Annotated in this window: 14 protein-coding genes; 11 read left to right on the top strand and 3 right to left on the bottom strand. The window is 66.9% G+C overall.

Annotation, left to right across the window (positions count from 1 at the left end; translation table 11 throughout):
- Positions 1-182: 182 nt before the first annotated feature.
- From ilvC to gdhA, 9 genes are all read left to right on the top strand, one after another.
- Positions 183-1,157 (top strand): ketol-acid reductoisomerase, encoded by a 975-nt coding sequence (gene ilvC, locus K4043_RS08750; protein ID WP_070473592.1) that lies wholly within the window; start codon positions 183-185, stop codon positions 1,155-1,157.
- 39 nt (positions 1,158-1,196) lie between these two features.
- On the top strand, positions 1,197-2,930 hold the full coding sequence (gene ilvG / locus K4043_RS08745; RefSeq protein ID WP_265309001.1) for an acetolactate synthase 2 catalytic subunit: 1,734 nt from the start codon (positions 1,197-1,199) through the stop codon (positions 2,928-2,930).
- Positions 2,914-3,174, top strand: a complete 261-nt coding sequence (locus K4043_RS08740; protein WP_070473596.1) for an ACT domain-containing protein — start codon at positions 2,914-2,916, stop codon at positions 3,172-3,174. Before ilvG ends, K4043_RS08740 begins: the two co-directional genes overlap by 17 nt.
- Before the next feature lie 114 nt (positions 3,175-3,288).
- Positions 3,289-4,386, top strand: coding sequence for a threonine dehydratase (locus K4043_RS08735; protein WP_265309319.1), 1,098 nt, complete (start codon positions 3,289-3,291; stop codon positions 4,384-4,386).
- A 2-nt stretch (positions 4,387-4,388) separates the two neighbouring features.
- Positions 4,389-5,936, top strand: coding sequence for a 2-isopropylmalate synthase (locus K4043_RS08730; RefSeq protein WP_123730258.1), 1,548 nt, complete (start codon positions 4,389-4,391; stop codon positions 5,934-5,936).
- Between the two features lie 40 nt (positions 5,937-5,976).
- Positions 5,977-7,398 (top strand): 3-isopropylmalate dehydratase large subunit, encoded by a 1,422-nt coding sequence (leuC, locus tag K4043_RS08725; RefSeq protein WP_265308999.1) that lies wholly within the window; start codon positions 5,977-5,979, stop codon positions 7,396-7,398.
- Positions 7,398-7,976: a 3-isopropylmalate dehydratase small subunit gene (gene leuD / locus K4043_RS08720; protein ID WP_265308998.1), complete on the top strand. Its 579-nt coding sequence runs from the start codon at positions 7,398-7,400 to the stop codon at positions 7,974-7,976. The genes leuC and leuD overlap by 1 nt, the downstream gene beginning before the upstream one ends.
- On the top strand, positions 7,966-9,027 hold the full coding sequence (gene leuB / locus K4043_RS08715; RefSeq protein ID WP_265308997.1) for a 3-isopropylmalate dehydrogenase: 1,062 nt from the start codon (positions 7,966-7,968) through the stop codon (positions 9,025-9,027). Before leuD ends, leuB begins: the two co-directional genes overlap by 11 nt.
- Positions 9,028-9,136: 109 nt before the next feature.
- The gene (gdhA, locus tag K4043_RS08710) at positions 9,137-10,480 is read left to right on the top strand and encodes an NADP-specific glutamate dehydrogenase (RefSeq protein WP_123730254.1); all 1,344 of its coding nucleotides are present in this window, start codon (positions 9,137-9,139) and stop codon (positions 10,478-10,480) included.
- Between the two features lie 68 nt (positions 10,481-10,548).
- Here the strand turns inward: gdhA and K4043_RS08705 are convergent, their stop codons facing one another.
- The 3 genes from K4043_RS08705 to K4043_RS08695 all read right to left on the bottom strand — a co-directional run bounded on the left by K4043_RS08705 (position 10,549) and on the right by K4043_RS08695 (position 16,026).
- Positions 10,549-11,589 (bottom strand): hypothetical protein, encoded by a 1,041-nt coding sequence (locus K4043_RS08705; protein WP_265308996.1) that lies wholly within the window; start codon positions 11,587-11,589, stop codon positions 10,549-10,551.
- 116 nt (positions 11,590-11,705) lie between these two features.
- A complete protein-coding gene (locus tag K4043_RS08700) occupies positions 11,706-14,876 on the bottom strand; it encodes an efflux RND transporter permease subunit (protein WP_265308995.1) in 3,171 nt (1,056 codons plus the stop codon).
- A gap of 4 nt (positions 14,877-14,880) precedes the next feature.
- Complete coding sequence (locus tag K4043_RS08695) at positions 14,881-16,026, bottom strand: efflux RND transporter periplasmic adaptor subunit (protein WP_265308994.1); 1,146 nt, start codon at positions 16,024-16,026, stop codon at positions 14,881-14,883.
- A gap of 122 nt (positions 16,027-16,148) precedes the next feature.
- Here K4043_RS08695 and K4043_RS08690 point away from each other — a divergent pair, with 122 nt between their 5' ends.
- Positions 16,149-16,814, top strand: coding sequence for a TetR/AcrR family transcriptional regulator (locus tag K4043_RS08690; RefSeq protein ID WP_123730250.1), 666 nt, complete (start codon positions 16,149-16,151; stop codon positions 16,812-16,814).
- 131 nt (positions 16,815-16,945) lie between these two features.
- Positions 16,946-17,593: a protein-L-isoaspartate O-methyltransferase gene (locus tag K4043_RS08685; protein ID WP_123730249.1), complete on the top strand. Its 648-nt coding sequence runs from the start codon at positions 16,946-16,948 to the stop codon at positions 17,591-17,593.
- Positions 17,594-17,602 lie beyond the last annotated feature (9 nt).

Here is a 17,602-nt window from a genome sequence, read left to right as displayed (position 1 = left end):
CCGCTGAGTTGCCTTCCACCATGACCCGCCAGCCCACCTCGAGCCAGCCAATGCCCACCGCCCCCACGGCGGGTGCGTTCGCGTGTGCTCGCGGCCAGGCCGGCGCCACCCCTTCCCCTGATGGGCCGACGCGTCGCTGACCGTCGGCCCTCTTTTTTTCTTGCCTCCAAAGGACCTCCCCCATGAGCACCAACGACCTGCCCCAGATCAAGATCGCTGTTGTCGGCTACGGCAGCCAGGGCCGCGCGCACGCGCTGAATCTGCGTGAATCCGGTTTCGATGTCGTCGTCGGGCTGCGCCCGGGCGGTCCTACCGAGGTCAAGGCCCAGGCCGACGGCTTCACCGTCAAAGCCCCGGCCGAGGCGGTGAAGGATGCCGATCTGGTCGCCGTGCTGACCCCGGACATGGTGCAGAAGAAGCTCTACGAAGACGTGCTCGCGCCGAACATGAAACAGGGCGCGGTGCTGCTGTTCGCGCATGGTCTGAACGTGCATTTCGACATGATCAAACCGCGCGAGGATCTGGACGTGGTGCTGGTCGCACCGAAGGGCCCGGGCGCGCTGGTCCGCCGCGAGTATGAAATCGGCCGCGGCGTGCCGTGCATCTGGGCGGTCTACCAGGACAAGAGCGGCAAGGCCGCCGAGTTCGCCCTGGCCTACGCCGGTGGGCTGGGCGGCGCGCGCGCCAACCTGATCCAGACCACCTTCAAGGAAGAGACCGAGACCGATCTGTTCGGCGAGCAGGCCGTGCTGTGCGGTGGCGCTTCGGCACTGGTGCAGGCCGGTTTCGAAACCCTGGTCGAAGCCGGCTACCAGCCGGAAATCGCCTACTACGAAGTACTGCACGAACTGAAGCTGATCGTGGACCTGTTCTACGAAGGCGGCATCACCCGCATGCTGGAATTCATCTCCGAGACCGCGCAGTACGGCGACTACGTCAGCGGCCCGCGCGTGATCGATGCCGGTACCAAGGCGCGTATGAAGGACGTACTGACCGATATCCAGAACGGCACCTTCACCAAGAACTGGGTGGCCGAGTACGAAGCGGGTCTGCCGAACTACAACAAGTTCAAGCAGGCCGACCTGGAGCACCCGATCGAAAAGGTAGGCAAAGAACTGCGCGCCAAGATGGTCTGGTTGCAAAGTCAAGCCGCGTAAACGCGCGGCTCCCCCACCCGCTTTCGTAAAGGTCACCGCATGAATACCTCCGCACACAGCACCGCGCCCCGCAACGGCGCACGCTGGTTGACGCAGGCCCTGGAAGCCGAGGGCGTGCATACGCTGTTCGGCTATCCGGGCGGCACCATCATGCCGTTCTATGACGCCCTGGTGGATTCCGGGCTGAAGCACATCCTGGTCCGCCACGAGCAGGGCGCCGCCCTGGCCGCCAACGGCTTCGCCCGTGCCAGCGGCCGGGTCGGCGTGTGCGTCGCCACCTCCGGTCCGGGCGCCTCCAACCTGGTTACCGGCATCGCCGATGCGATGCTGGATTCGGTGCCGATGGTCTGCATCACCGGCCAGGTCGCCACCCCGCTGCTGGGCACCGACGCGTTCCAGGAACTGGACGTGTTCGGGCTGACCCTGCCGATCGTCAAGCACAGCTGGCTGGTGCGCTCGGTCGATGACCTGCCGCAGGTGGTCGCCGATGCGTTCCGTATCGCCCGCGAGGGTCGCCCGGGGCCGGTGCTGATCGATCTGCCCAAGGACGTGCAGGTGGCCGATGCGTCGCACCTGCCGGACCACGTGCCGTCCACGGTGGTCGCACCGCCTGCCCCGAATGACGACGCCATCGCGCAGACCATCGCCGCCATCGCCGGGGCCGAGAAGCCGGTGATCTATGCCGGGGGTGGCGTGGCGCTGGGCGATGCGGTGGAGGACTTCCGTGCCTTCGTCGAGGCGACCCGTATTCCGACCGTGCTGACCCTGCGCGGCCTGGGCGCGCTGCCGCCGCAGCATCCCCACTACCTGGGCATGCTGGGCATGCACGGCACCCGCGCGGCCAACATGGCCGTGCAGGAAAGCGATCTGCTGGTCGTGGTCGGCGCCCGTTTCGATGACCGCGCGACCGGCAAGTTGAACGAGTTCGCCCCGTTTGCCCGCGTCGTGCATATCGATGCCGATGCGTACGAAATCTCCAAGCTGCGCACCGCCGACATCGCGGTGCCGGGCAATGTCGGTACGGCGCTGCGCGCACTGACCGCCGCGGCCACCGCACCGGCCACGCAGGAGGCCTGGGCCAAGCGCTGCCAGGGCCATCGTGAACGCTTCGCCCCGCGCTACGACGCACCGGGCAAGCACATCTACGCACCGGCGCTGCTGAAGCGCCTGAGCGAGCTGGCGCCGAGCGACGCGATCATCGCCTGCGATGTCGGCCAGCATCAGATGTGGGTCGCCCAGCATTGCCGCTTCACCCACCCGCGCAACCACCTGACCAGCGGTGCGCTGGGCACCATGGGCTTCGGCCTGCCCGCGGCGATGGGGGCGCAGTTCGCCTGCCCGGATCGCACCGTGGTGCTGGTCTCCGGCGATGGCAGTTTCATGATGAACGTGCAGGAGCTGGTCACCATCGCCCGCTGCCGCCTGCCGGTGAAGATCGTGCTGCTGGACAACAGCTCGCTGGGCATGGTCCGCCAGTGGCAGGAGCTGTTCTTCGCCGAGCGCTACAGCGAGATCGATCTGTCCGACAACCCGGACTTTGCTGCGCTGGCCCAGGTGTTCGGCATCCCGGCCAGGCGCATCGAAGCGCGTGACGATGTCGAAGGTGGCCTCGCCGCGATGCTGGCCCAGCCCGGCCCGGCGCTGCTGCATGTGGCCATCGATGCGCGTGCCAACGTGTGGCCGCTGGTGCCGCCCAACAACGCCAACAGCACCATGCTGGAAAGCAACCCCGCTCATCAGTCCCAGGAGTTCCCCAATGCAATACCGGCTTGACCTGGTGCTGACCCCGGCCGAAGGCGCGCTGCTGCGCGTGATCGGCATGGCCGAACGCCGCGGCTTCGCGCCGCGCGCGATCGCCGGTGCGCCCAATGCCGCCGACGACGGCCGCTGGCACCTGCAGCTGGTGGTCGATTCCACCCGGCCGCCGGAAACCCTGCGCCGCCAGATCGAGAAGATCTACGACTGTGTTTCGGTGCGCATCAGCGCGCTGGAACCCGGTACGGGAGTATCCGCATGAACGCCCGCACCGTTGCATCGGTGCCGGTACGGAGGTGTCTTCTCGGTCGTGCGTCGCACCGCGCGCCGTGGCAGCGCGCGTCGCTCCGCGACGATCACCATGGCCGGGTGCGTGATGCCGGCTAGCCGTACCCCGCAGGAACCGGAGGTAGGCGATGTAAGCGTCGCCGATGTGCTGGCCGCGCAGGCGCGGCTGCGCCGCTTCCTGCCGCCCACGCCGCTGCATTACGCCGAACGTTTCGGCGTCTGGCTGAAGCTGGAGAACCTGCAGCGCACCGGCTCCTACAAGGTGCGCGGTGCGTTGAACGCCCTGCTGGCCGGCCGTGAACGCGGCGACGACCGCCCGGTCATCTGTGCCTCGGCCGGCAACCACGCCCAGGGCGTGGCGTGGGCCGCCTACCGCTTGAACATCCCCGCCATTACGGTGATGCCGCACGGTGCACCGGCCACCAAGATCGCTGGTGTCGCCCACTGGGGCGCCACGGTGCGCCAGCACGGCGAGAGCTACGACGAGGCCTATGCCTTCGCCCGTGCCCTGGCCGATCAGCACGGCTACCGCTTCCTGTCCGCCTTCGACGACCCGGACGTGATCGCCGGCCAGGGCACCTTGGGCATCGAGCTGGCCCCGCATGCGCCGGACGTGGTGATCGTGCCGATCGGCGGCGGTGGCCTGGCCTCCGGCGTCGCGCTGGCGCTGAAATCGCAGGGCGTGCGTATCGTCGGTGCACAGGTGGAGGGCGTCGATTCGATGGCCCGCGCCATCCGCGGCGACGTGCGTGAGATCGCCCCGGTCGCCACCCTGGCCGACGGCGTCAAGGTGAAGATTCCCGGTTTCCTGACCCGCAAGCTGTGCAGTGCACTGCTGGACGATGTCGTGATCGTGCGTGAGGCCGAGCTGCGCGAAACGCTGGTGCGGCTGGCGCTGGAAGAACACGTCATCGCCGAAGGTGCCGGCGCACTGGCACTGGCCGCCGGTCGCCGCGTCGCCGGCAAGCGCAAGTGCGCGGTGGTCTCCGGCGGCAACATCGATGCGCTGGTATTGGCCCAGCTGCTGGCTGATATCCGTCCCCGCCCCCCGCGCAAACCGCGCCGCCGTGCCAGCGAGCGAACACGCCCGCCCCTACCAACCGTGCTGGCGACATCCCCGATTTCCGCTTCGATTCCTACCTCTGCCATCCCATCCGACCTTGCCGTCGAGGAGACCTCCTGGTGACCATGCCCAACTCCCCCCGAATCAGAATTTTCGACACCACCCTGCGCGACGGCGAGCAATCGCCCGGCTGCAGCATGAGCCCGCAGCAGAAGCTGGTGATGGCCCGCGCACTGGACGAACTGGGCGTGGATGTCATGGAAACCGGCTTCCCGGCCAGCTCCCAGTCCGACCGCGAAGCGATGGCGATGATCGCCCGCGAAGTGCGACGCCCGACCCTGGCCGTGCTGTCGCGCTGCCTGGCCGCCGATATCGAAACCTCGGCCAAGGCGCTGGAGGCAGCGGCGAACCCGCGCCTGCATGTGTTCCTGTCGACCAGCCCGCTGCACCGCGAGCACAAGCTGCGCATGACCCGCGAGCAGGTGCTGGAGTCGGTGCACAAGCACGTCAGCATGGCCCGCAGCTACGTGGGTGATGTGGAGTTCTCCGCTGAAGATGCCACGCGGACCGAGGAGGACTTCCTGATCGAGGTCGCCCGCGTGGCCGTGGCTGCCGGCGCGACCACCATCAACCTGCCCGACACCGTGGGCTTCACCACGCCGGAAGAGATCCGCGGCATGTTCCAGCGCGTGATCGCCGGCGTGCCGGACAGCGACCGCATCATCTTCAGCGCGCACTGCCACAACGATCTGGGCTTGGCCGTGGCCAATTCGCTGGCCGCCATCGAAGGCGGTGCGCGTCAGGTCGAATGCACCGTCAACGGTATCGGCGAGCGCGCGGGCAACTGCTCGCTGGAAGAAATCGCGATGGTGCTGAAGGTCCGCAATGCCTTCTACGACGAAGACACGCGCATCAACACCCCGCGCATCGTGGCCACCTCGCAGCTGCTGCAGCGCCTGGTCGGCATGCCGGTCCAGCGCAACAAGGCGATCGTCGGCGCCAACGCCTTCGCCCACGAGTCGGGCATCCACCAGCACGGCATGCTGCGCCACCGCGGCACCTACGAAATCATGCGCCCGGAAGACGTCGGCTGGGAGTCCTCGCAGATGGTGCTGGGCCGCCACAGTGGCCGCGCTGCGGTCGAACAACGCCTGCGTGCGCTGGGCTTCTTCCTGTACGAGGAGGAGCTGAAGCACGTCTTCGAGCAGTTCAAGGCGCTGTGCGAGCAGCAGCGCGTGGTCACCGACGCCGACCTGCAGACCCTGATGCAGGGCAGCGCCACCCAGAACGGCTACCGGCTGGCCTCGATGACGATCAGCGACGTCGGCAGCCGCGCCAATGCGCTGGTCGAGCTGTCCGATCCGGAGGGCAACCGTGTGGCCGAGACGGCGCAGGGCGATGGTCCGGTCGACGCGCTGTTCGGCGCATTGTCGGCCGCCACCGGCGTGCAGTTGATGCTGGACAGCTACCACGTGCACAGTGTGGGCATCGGCGCCGATGCGCGCGGCGAAGCCAACCTGAGCGTACGCCACGAGGGTGTGGAGTACGAAGGCACCGGCACCAGCCGCGACATCATCGAAGCCTCCGCACTGGCGTGGCTGGAGGTGGCCAACCGTCTGCTGCGCCAGCGCAATGCGACAGCTGAGCAGCCCGCGACCACCGCCGCGGCCTGAACACCCCATTACGTATCCCGAACTGCAGCAAGGCCAGTCCATGACCCCAGCTCCCCGCACCCTGTACGACAAACTGTGGGATGCCCACGTCGTCGTTCCCGAGACCGACAGCGCGCCCGCCGTGCTGTACATCGACCTGCACCTGATCCACGAAGTGACCTCACCGCAGGCCTTCACCGAACTGCGCGAGCGCGGCCTCTCTCCGCGCCGTCCGGACCGGACCAAGGCCACGATGGATCACTCCACCCCCACCCTGCCGGCCGGCGCCGACGGCAAGCTGCCCTATGCCAGCGCCGCCTCCGAAGCCCAGGTAGCGATGCTGGCCGACAACTGCGCCGCGCATGGCATCGAGCTGTTCGACCTGCAGTCGGCCAGCCGCGGCATCGTGCATGTGATCGCCCCTGAGCAGGGCTTCACCCAGCCCGGCATGACCATCGTCTGTGGCGACAGCCACACCTCCACGCATGGTGCATTTGGCGCGCTGGCCTTTGGCATCGGCACCAGCGAGGTCGGCCATGTGCTGGCGACGCAGTGCCTGCTGCAGCGCAAAGCCAGGACGATGGCGATCACCGTCGATGGCGCGCTGGCCCAGGGCGTCGGCGCCAAGGACGTGGTGCTGCACATCATCGGTGTGATCGGCGTCAACGGCGGCACCGGCCATGTGCTGGAGTTCCGTGGCAGCGCGATCGAAGCGATGGACATGGAGCAGCGCATGACGTTGTGCAACATGTCCATCGAAGCCGGGGCACGTGCAGGCATGGTCGCCCCCGACCAGATCACCTTCGACTGGGTGGCCGCCACCCCGCGTGGTCCCAAGGGCGCCGAATTCGATGCTGCCGTGGCCGCGTGGTCGCAGCTGCGCAGCGATGTCGGTGCGCGCTTCGATGTCGAGGTCCACATCGATGCCGCCGACATCCGCCCCACCCTGACCTGGGGCACCCACCCCGGCACCGCCATCGCCGTGGACCAGCCGATTCCGGCGGCCAACGACGCGGCCGCGCAGAAGGGCCTGGACTACATGCACTTCCACGCCGGGCAGACTCTGGCCGGCACGCCGGTGGATGTGGTCTTCGTCGGCTCCTGCACCAACGGCCGCCTGAGCGACATGCGTGAAGTGGCGCAGGTGCTGCAGGGCCGCCGCGTCGCCCCGAGCGTGCGCATGCTGGTGGTGCCGGGCTCGGAAATCGTCAAGCGCCAAGCCGAAGCCGAAGGCATCGATGTGGTGGTGCGCGCGGCCGGTGCCGAATGGCGCGAGCCGGGCTGTTCGATGTGCATCGCCATGAACGGCGATCTGGTCGCGCCGGGACAACTGGCGGTCAGTACCAGCAATCGGAATTTCGAAGGCCGCCAAGGCCCCGGCTCGCGGACCCTGCTGGCCTCGCCGATGACGGCCGCCTGGGCCGCGGTGAACGGCCGCGTGGCTGACCCGCGCGAACTGTATGCCACGCTGGAGGTGGCCTGATGAGCGGCTTCCGTACCCTGACCTCGACCAGCGTGGTGCTGCGCGAGACCAACATCGACACCGACCAGATCATTCCGGCGCGCTTTCTGTCCACCACCGAGCGCGTCGGCCTGGGCAAGCACGCGTTCAATGATTGGCGCTGGCAGAGCGAGGGCGTGCCGAACCCGGCGTTCGCCTTCAACCAGCCGCACAACGCCGGCCGCAGCATCCTGCTGGCCGGCCGCAACTTCGGCTGCGGCTCCTCGCGTGAGCATGCGCCGTGGGCCCTGACCGACCTGGGCCTGCGCGCCATCGTCAGCAGCGAGATCGCCGATATCTTCCGCGGCAACGCGCTGAAGAACGGTCTGCTGCCGATCGTGCTGGACGAAGCCGATGTGCAGACGCTGATGCAGCGCCCGGATGACGAATTGACCATCGATGTGGCCGCGCGCGAACTGCGCACCCCCGATGGGCGCGTGTATGCCTTCCCGCTGGATGGCTTCTCGCAGACCTGTCTGCTGGAAGGCGTGGACCAATTGGGGTATCTGTTGGGCCGTACCCCTGACATTGAACGTTACGAGAGTGAACATGCACGCTGAGATTGTCGTATTGCCGGGTGACGGCATCGGTCCGGAAGTCGCCGCTGCCGCCGTGGCGGTGCTGGAGGCCGTCGCCACCCGTTTCGGACACACCTTCGGGTTCCAGGAACACGACATCGGTGGCATCGCCATCGATCGCCACGGCGAGCCGCTGCCGGCCAACACGCTGGACGCTTGCCGCAAGGCAGACGCCATCCTGCTCGGCGCGGTCGGCGGCCCGAAGTGGTCCGACCCGAATGCCAAGGTCCGCCCGGAGCAGGGCCTGCTGGCGATCCGCAAGGCGCTGGGGCTGTACGCCAACCTGCGCCCGGTGCGCACGCATGCGGCTGCGCTCGGTGCCTCGCCGATCAAGGCCGAGCTGCTGGAGGGCGTGGACTTCGTGGTCGTGCGTGAGCTGACCGGCGGCATCTACTTCGGTGAGAAGACCCGCACTGCCGATACCGCCAGCGACCTGTGCAGCTACAGCGTCGGCGAGATCGAGCGCGTCATGCGCACCGCGTTCGGGCTGGCGCAGACCCGCCGCGGCAAGGTCACCTCGGTGGACAAGGCCAACGTGCTGGAAACCTCGCGCCTGTGGCGTGATGTCGCTGCGCGCATCGGCCGCGAGGAATTCCCGGAGATCGCCTTGGAGCACCAGCTGGTCGATTCGATGGCCATGCACCTGCTGGCCAAGCCGCGCGAGTACGACGTGATCGTGACCGAGAACATGTTCGGCGACATCCTCACCGACGAAGCCTCGATGCTGGCCGGTTCGCTCGGCCTGCTGCCCTCGGCGTCGCTGGGCGAACCCGGCGCAGTGGGCATCTACGAGCCGATCCATGGCTCGGCACCGGACATCGCGGGCAAGGGCATTGCCAACCCGTATGCCACGATCTTCAGCGCGGCGATGCTGCTGCGTCATTCACTGGGGCTGGACGAAGAAGCTGCTACGGTCGAGGCAGCGGTGTATGCCGTGCTGGATGACGGCGTGTTCACCGCCGATCTCGCCGCCAAGGGTTATGCGGTGAGTACCGCCGCAGCGACCGACGCGGTCCTTGCCAAGCTGCAATGATCGCAAGGACGCGGCCTCAGGGCCGCGTTCGTGTTTCCACCTCCCGCACGGCCTCCCTGTCCCGTCGGCCACGTCGCTGCCAGCGGCTGGCCCCCAACAAGGAAAGCCCTTGAACCATCGTTCCTCTGCCGACTTTCTCAACCACGTGGCCCAGCGCGATCCGCATCAGCCGGAATTCCTGCAGGCCGTCAAAGAAGTGATCCAGAGCCTGTGGCCGTTCCTGGAGCGCAACCCCCGCTACCTGGAACACGGCCTGCTGGAGCGGCTGGTGGAGCCGGAGCGGGTGATCCAGTTCCGCGTGGCCTGGGCCGATGACGCCGGCAAGACCCATGTGAATCGCGGCTGGCGCGTGCAGCACAGTTCGGCGATCGGCCCGTTCAAGGGCGGCATGCGCTTTCATCCATCGGTCAACCAGTCGATCCTGAAGTTCCTCGCGTTCGAGCAGACGCTGAAGAACGCGCTCACTACCCTGCCCATGGGCGGTGGCAAAGGCGGCGCGGATTTCAATCCCAAAGGCCGCAGCGACGCCGAAGTGATGCGCTTCTGCCAGGCGTTGATGCTGGAGCTCCATCGTCACCTTGGTGCCGATACCGATGTGCCGGCCGGTGACATCGGCGTAGGCGCACGCGAGGTCGGCTACATGACCGGCATGATGAAGAAGATCACCAACGACGCCTCCTGTGTGTTCACCGGCAAGGGCCTGTCCTACGGTGGCAGCCTGATGCGCCCGGAGGCGACCGGCTTCGGTACGGTCTACTTCGTCGAGCAGATGCTGCACCATGCCCGCCGCGATACCGATGGCGCGAAGGTGCTGATTTCCGGCGCTGGCAACGTCGCCCAGCATGCCGCGATCAAGGCCATCGAACTGGGCGCAAAAGTGCTCACGCTCTCCGATTCCGGTGGCACGCTGTATGCCCGCGATGGCTTCGATGACGCAGCGCTGCAGGAGGTGGTGGAACTGCGCAACGAGCGCCGCGGCTGCCTGTCCGAACTGGCCGATGACACGCGCTTCGAGTACCTCGACGGCAAGCGTCCCTGGCATATCCCGGCCGAGATCGCCCTGCCCTGCGCCACCCAGAACGAGTTGGACGAAGACGATGCCCGCGCTTTGGTGGACAACGGTGTGCTGTGCGTGGCCGAAGGCGCCAACATGCCCTCCACGCTGGAGGCGGTGGAGGTCTTCCTCGAGGCCGGCACCCTGTACGCACCGGGCAAGGCCAGCAATGCAGGTGGCGTGGCCACCTCGGGGCTGGAAATGAGCCAGAACGCGCAGCGGCTGTCGTGGCATCACGCCGATGTCGACGAACGCCTGCATGGGATCATGAAGGACATCCACGCCAACTGCGTTCGCCACGGCAAGCGTGCCGACGGCAGCGTGAACTACGTGGATGGCGCCAATATCGCCGGCTTCGTCAAAGTCGCCGATGCGATGCTGGCGCAGGGCGTTTACTGAGGGCAGACCGGTGAAGCGGCGCAGCGGTGTTCACCCGCTGCGCCCTGCCGTATCTCCTACGGCAGCACTCAGTCCGCCGAGCGGACCTCGCTCGTCATACAGCCGGCCAGCACGCCACCGCCGTCGGTGGGTATCACGCTGAATGCCTGCACGCGCGTGTATCCGGAGGACGCCTCCCGGGAAGCTTCGCGCATCCAATACCCTTCCGCCTGACGATCCGCCGCGCCCAGGCCAGTGGCGTCGAGCACCGCCTTCAGCGGCGCATCGCCCATGTCGGCTGCGATGTAGCCGCCATACGCAAGGACGAGCGACGTCGCAGCCACGCCCTTCAACGCCACCGGCTGCTCCAGGGTGATGACCATGACTGGCATCTCCTGGCCATCAACACGGTACTCACGCTCGGCAACCGCGCTGACATTGTCCGGCCATGCCAGCGGCGACAGTTCCGACACACGCTCCCACATGTTCGCGATGCGCTGCATGGCAGCGTCGTCAGCCCGGCACTCGAGCGCAGCCCCCATATCACTGGCCGTGGCGGTGTCGCGCAATCGCGGTGGAACACGCGCGTCCTGCATCGGACCGGGATAATCACATCCCACCCGATAGCCCTCACCATCGCTGCTCACCACGATGGAGCCCGCCGATGAGGGCCTACCGGATGCAGCGGGCGCTGACCATACCTGGAACGGCTCACGCAAGGTGCTAGATCGGCGTTGCAGCCCGTTCCCGCTGACAATGCGCGCGCGCTGCCCTGCATCGACGGGAATCGAGAAACCCATGTCATCCGCCACCACGCGGTGCGTTGTGATGCCGTGTGCCGTCAACGTCACCGGCATGTCGATGAGGGTCGTCGCGTGCTCCTCGTCACCGCTGCGCGTGAAGCTCCAGCCCTGCAGATGCGCCGGTCGTTCCTGCGGCGCGCCATACCGTGCGCCACGCAACGCGGTCGTCACCGCCTGCATCGTTGCCGGTGAGGCACGGCACTCCAGCAGCTCGACGAGATCGCGCTGGAAACCGGCAGCGGTGGTCGCCTGCGCTGGCAACGCGGAAACCATCAGCAGAACGATCGCCGCCGCAGTGGCGAACCGAGAAGAGGAACGTGACGACATCATGCGCGACCAAAGAAATCCGGTGTGCATTGTGCGCTTGCTGGCACGACGAAGACGACAGGCATTTGCGTCGCACTCAAACAATGAAGCCGGCCATCGGCCGGCTTCATCGTCCCTCAGCCTTCGCTGGTCTTCGCCTCATCCGGCTTCACCCGGAACCACGCGGCATACAGCGCCGGCAGGAACACCAGGGTCAACACGGTGCCGACGATCAGGCCGCCCATGATCGAGATCGCCATCGAGCCGTAGAAGGCACTGCGCGACAGCGGAATCATCGCCAGCACCGCCGCCAACGCCGTCAGCACGATCGGGCGGAAGCGGCGCACGGTGGCGTCGATGATCGCGTGCCAGCGGTCATGCCCTGCGTCGATATCCTGCTGGATCTGATCGATCAGGATCACCGAGTTGCGCATGATCATGCCGGCCAGCGCGATCGTCCCCAGCAGCGCCACGAAGCCGAACGGCGCGCGGAACAGCAGCAGGAACAGGGTCGCGCCGATGATGCCCAGCGGTGCGGTGACCAGCACCATCGCCGCACGCGAGAAGCTGCGCAGCTGCAGCATCAGCAAGGTCGCCACCACGATCAGGAACAACGGCATGCCGGCCTTGATCGAATCCTGGCCACGGGTGGAATCCTCTACCGTACCGCCGGTTTCCAGCAGGTAGCCTGACGGCAGCTCGGCACGGATGCCCTCCAGCGTCGGCAGGATCTGCTGCACCACGTCCAGCGGCTGCTTGGCGTCGGCGATGTCGGCGCGCACGGTCACCGTCGGCAGGCGGTTGCGGTGCCAGATGATGCCGTCCTCGAACACGTACTCCAGGCGCGCCACCTGCGACAGCGTCACCGAGGTGCCGCTGGCAGTCGGAATGGCCAGGCTGCCCAGCATGTCCAAGCGCACACGCTCGTTGTCCGGGCCACGCAGCAGCATTTCGATCAGGCGGTTGCCCTCCCGGTAAGTGCTCACGCTCATGCCCGACAACGAGGTACCCAGCAACTGGCTCACCTGCGCGCTGCTCACACCCAGTGCGCGTGCACGGTCCTGGTCGATCACCAGCCGCACCACTTTGCTCGGCTCGCTCCAGTCCAGGTTGACGTTCATCACGTGTGGATTTGCACGCACCTTGGCTTCCACTTGCCGTGCGATGGCCTGCACCTGCTCGATATGCTCGCCGGAGATGCGCATCTGCACCGGGTAGCCGACCGGCGGGCCGTTCTCCAGACGGGTCACGCGCATCTGCACGTCCGGGAACTGCGGAATCACATCCTTGAGCAGCCAGTCGCGGGTCGCCTCACGTGCGGTGGCATTCTCGGTCAGCACAACGAACTGCGAGAAGTTGGTGGCCGGCAGCTGCTGGTCCAACGGCAGGTAGAAACGCGGCGAGCCGGTGCCCACGTAGGCCACGTAATTGCTGATGCCTTCGCGGTCCTTGAGCAGCTTTTCCAGCTTGGCCGCCTGGGCCTGGGTGGCCTGCAATGAGGCACCCTCGGCCAGCTCGATGTCCACCATCAGTTCCGGGCGGGTCGAATCCGGGAAGAACTGCTGCGGCACGAAGCGGAAGATCAACAGCGAGAACACGAACAGCGCGGCGGTGGCGGCGATCACCCACCAGCGATGGCGCAGGCAGACATCCAGGAAACGGCGGAAGCGCACGTAGAACGGACGCTGGTACGGATCATGGTCGTGCGCATGCACCTTCGGCGCGATCCAGCGCGCGAACGCGGGATGGCGGTCGGCCCACTGCAGGCGACGGGCATGCCAGCGCCCCGCCAGGCTGTCCGGCTTGGGCGGCTGCGGGTTGAACAGGTCCGGCAACATCTTGTCGCCCAGGTACGGAATGAACAGCACCGCGGCGATCCACGACACCACCAGCGCGATGGTCACCACCTGGAACAAGGAGCGGGTGTATTCGCCCGTGCTGGAGGCAGCCGTGGCGATCGGCAGGAAGCCGGCCGCGGTGATCAGCGTGCCAGTCAGCATCGGGAAGGCGGTCGACTCCCACGCGAAACTGGCCGCGCGCAGGCGGTCGTAGCCCTGCTCCATCTTGGTGGCCATCATCTCCACCGCGATGATCGCATCGTCCACCAACAGGCCCAGCGCCAGCACCAGCGCGCCGAGGGAAATCTTGTGCAGGCCGATGCCGAAGTAATGCATGACGAAGAACGTCATCGCCAGCACCAGCGGAATGGTCACGCCCACCACCAGGCCGGTGCGCAGGCCGAGCGAGAAGAAGCTCACCAGCAGCACGATCACCACCGCTTCGGTCAGCACCTGCACGAACTCGCCGACGGACTCTTCCACCGCATGCGGCTGGTCGGAGACCTTGCGCAGCTGCATGCCGGCCGGCAGCGTCTTCTGCAGGCGTTCGAACTCGGCGTCCAGCGTACTACCCAGCTTGAGGATGTCGCCGCCGTCTTTCATCGCCACCGCGATGCCGATCGCGTCCTCACCCATGAAGCGCATCTTCGGCGACGCCGGATCGGCAAAACCGCGCTTGATCTCGGCAATGTCGCCCAGGTGCACGGTGCGGTCGCCAGCCTGGATCGGGAAGCTGCGGATATCCTCCACGCTCTTGAACTGGCCGGTGACGCGCAGCTGCACACGATCGGTCGGGGTTTCGAAGAAACTGGTGGCAGCAATGGCATTCTGGTCGGCCAATGCCTGCTGCACCTGCTGCAGCGACACGCCCAGCGTAGCCAGCTTGGTGTTGGACAGCTCGATCCAGACCTTCTCGTCCTGCAGGCCTTCCAGTTCGATCTTGCCCACATCCGGCACGCGCTGCAGTTCCAGCTGGATGCGGTCGGCGTAGTCGCGCATCACCGCGTAGTCGAAGCCCTGCCCGGTCAACGCGTAGATGTTGCCGAAGGTATCGCCGAATTCATCGTTGAAGAACGGGCCGACGATTTCGCGCGGCAGCGTCGGCTTGATGTCGCCCACGCGCTTGCGTACCTGGTACCAGAGGTCGGGAATCGCCTTGGAGCGCAGGCTGTCGCGCGCCACGAAGATCACCTGCGATTCGCCCGGGCGCGAGTAGGAGCGGATGAACTCGTATTGCCCGGTGTTCAGCAGTGCTTTCTCGATCGGCTCGGTGACCTGGCGTGAGACCTGTTCGGCGGTCGCGCCGGGCCAGTTCGTGCGCACCACCATCACCTTGAAGGTGAACGGTGGATCTTCGGACTGGCCCAGGTGTTTGTACGACCACGCGCCGATGATCGCGAAGGCGAGCATCGCAAACAGCACCAGTGGCCGGTTGCCCAGCGCCCATTCGGAGAGGTTGAAGCGGCGCACGGGATCAGTTTCCCTTGCCGGTGGCAGGCGCGGCGGCGGCGGCAGGCTTGGCTGCCGGTGCCAGCACCGGGCGGTTCTGGCGGTCCACTGCCGTCACCGGCTGGCCCTCGCGCAGCAGATGGCCGCCGGCGGCCACCACCCAGTCGTTCGCGTTCACCCCGCTCAGCACCGGAACGGATTCAACGCCGTACGCGCCGACCGTCACCGGCGTGGCTTTCAACGTGCGCTTGGCTGGATCGACGACCCACACGCTGCTGCGCCCATCGGCACCGCGCTGCACCGCCCCGAGCGGCAACTGCAGCGTGCCCTGGCGACCGGCCGCGGCGAACACGCGCGCGCTCTGGCCCAGTTCCACTTCGGTCAGGGCTTCCGGGGCCAGGCTGACGCGGGTGGCATAGGTACGCCCCTGGGCATCGGCGGCCGGGGCGATCTCACGGATCGTGCCGGCCAACAGCTGGCCCGGGCGGTTCCACAGTTCCACCTGCACCGGCTGGCCCACCTGGTAATCGCGGATGTTGCTTTCCGGCAGCGCGATCACGACTTCGCGGCCGCCATCCGCGGCCAGGGTGAATACGGTCTGCCCGGCACTGACCACCTGCCCGGCTTCGGCCTGGCGGCTGGCGATCACGCCATCGGCCGGCGCACGCAGCTGCGCATACTCGGCCTGGTTGCGGGCCACGGCCAGATTGGCGCGGGCGGCATTGGCCTGGCCCTGCGCAGCCTTGAAGGCAGCCGTCTGGCTGTCCAGCGCGGACTGGCTGACCAGCTGCTGCTCGGCCAACGTGGCGTAGCGCTTCTGGTCATCCCGGGCGCGGACCAGGTCGGCTTCGGCGGCAGCGAGCTGCGCCTGCGACGCACTGGCTTGCGAGGCATAGTCGGCGGCGTCCAGCTCGGCCAGCAGCTGGCCCTTGCGCACGCGCTGGCCGGCATCGACATGGCGCTTGATCAGGTTGCCCCCGACGCGGAACGACAGCGGGCTTTCCTCGCGGGCCCGGATCTCACCGGGATAGGCAGCCACTTCCTGGCCGGCCACGGTGCCGGCGTGGACCACCAGCACCGGAATCGGCGCGACCGGCTCGGCGTCCTGCTTGCCACATGCTGCCAGCGCGATCGCCAGCAACCCACCACCCATCCATCGCATGTTTTTCATGAGGTCCTGGACCTGAAAAGTAACCCGGGAAAAGCCGCTGGAGACACACTGTTCCAGCCGCTTCAATATTGAACCAGCCGGTATAGTATAAATATCGAACCGATTGGTCTAGTATTGTTTGGATGACTGATGCCACCCCCTCTACATCGCCCTCCAAGCCGCCCGCCAAGGCCGCCGGACCGGGGCGCCCGAAGGATCTGGGCAAGCGCGCGGCCATTCTGGAAGCCGCCAAATCGCTGTTCGTCGACCAGGGCTACAACGGTGTGAGCATGGACAGCATCGCTGCCCAGGCAGGCGTTTCGAAGCTGACCGTTTACAGCCATTTCGGCGACAAAGAAACCCTTTTCACCGAAGCTGTGCAATCCAAGTGCGTCGAGATGCTGCCGGACGAGCTGTTCGTCACCGACATCGAAGGCCCGCTGCGTGACCAGCTGATGGGCATCGGCCATGCGTTCTTCAGCCTGATCACCTCCGATGCGGCGGTCGCCGTGCAGCGGGTGATGATGTCCCCGGATACCGATGACCGGATCCGCGAGATGTTCTGGCTGGCCGGCCCGCAGCGGACCACCGACGCGCTGGCCGACTTCCTGCGGGCCCGCACCGCCCGCGGCGAGCTGGAGATCACCGATTTCCCGACCGCCGCGATCCAGTTCCTGACCTTGATCAAGGGCGAGCTGCATACGCATATGATGTGCGGGTTGCGGCCGGCCCCGGCCGAGTGCGATGCCGACGCCCACGTGAGCGCCAGCGTCGACTTTTTCCTGCGGGCGTATGCCCGGCGGGACTAAACTGAATGGACCGGAGGTCGCGGTGACTTCCGGCACTGCGACCCCGGCGCGACGGCAGCGATGCTCTCAGCGCGCCGCCGGCTCCCGGCACCGGTAAAATGGCCGGCCCACTGCGCTGGATATAGAACCTCATGACGATCGATTACTCCCACGCCCGCGAACTGATGGTCGAACAGCAGATCCGCCCCTGGGATGTGCTGGAAATTCGCGTGCTCGATGTACTGGCACGCTTGCCGCGGGAGGCGTTCGTCGCTGAATCGCACCGGGCCCTGGCCTACACCGATATCGAGCTGCCGCTGGGCAACGGCCAGAAGATGATGAAGCCGGTCATCGAAGGCCGCACCCTGCAGGCGCTGGATCTGCAGCCGGGCGATGAAGTGCTGGAAATCGGCACCGGCAGCGGCTACCTGAGCGCCTGCATGGGCGAGCTGGCCCGCGAAGTGCTGAGCCTGGAAATCGATGCCGAGCTGGCCACGACCGCGCGTGCGCGCCTGGACGCGGCCGGCCTGGGCAACAACGTCCGCATCGAAACCGCCGACGCCCTGACCTGGGACACCGAGCGCCGCTTCGATGCGATCTGCGTCACCGGCGCGGTGGATGTCATCCCGTCACGTTTCGCCCAGTGGCTGCGTCCCGGCGGTCGACTGTTCGTGATCCGTGGCCGGTCGCCGGTCATGGAAGCGGTGCTGGTCAAGGCGGACGGCACCACTGAATCGCTGTTCGAAACCGATATCGATTACCTGCGCGGTGCCGCCCCGGCACCCCAGTTCCAACTCTGAGTCCAAGGA

It is taken from the genome of Stenotrophomonas sp. SRS1 (assembly GCF_026130205.1).
Taxonomy (GTDB): Bacteria; Pseudomonadota; Gammaproteobacteria; order Xanthomonadales; family Xanthomonadaceae; genus Stenotrophomonas; species Stenotrophomonas rhizophila_B.
This window is presented reverse-complemented; position numbering and strand designations above follow the sequence as displayed.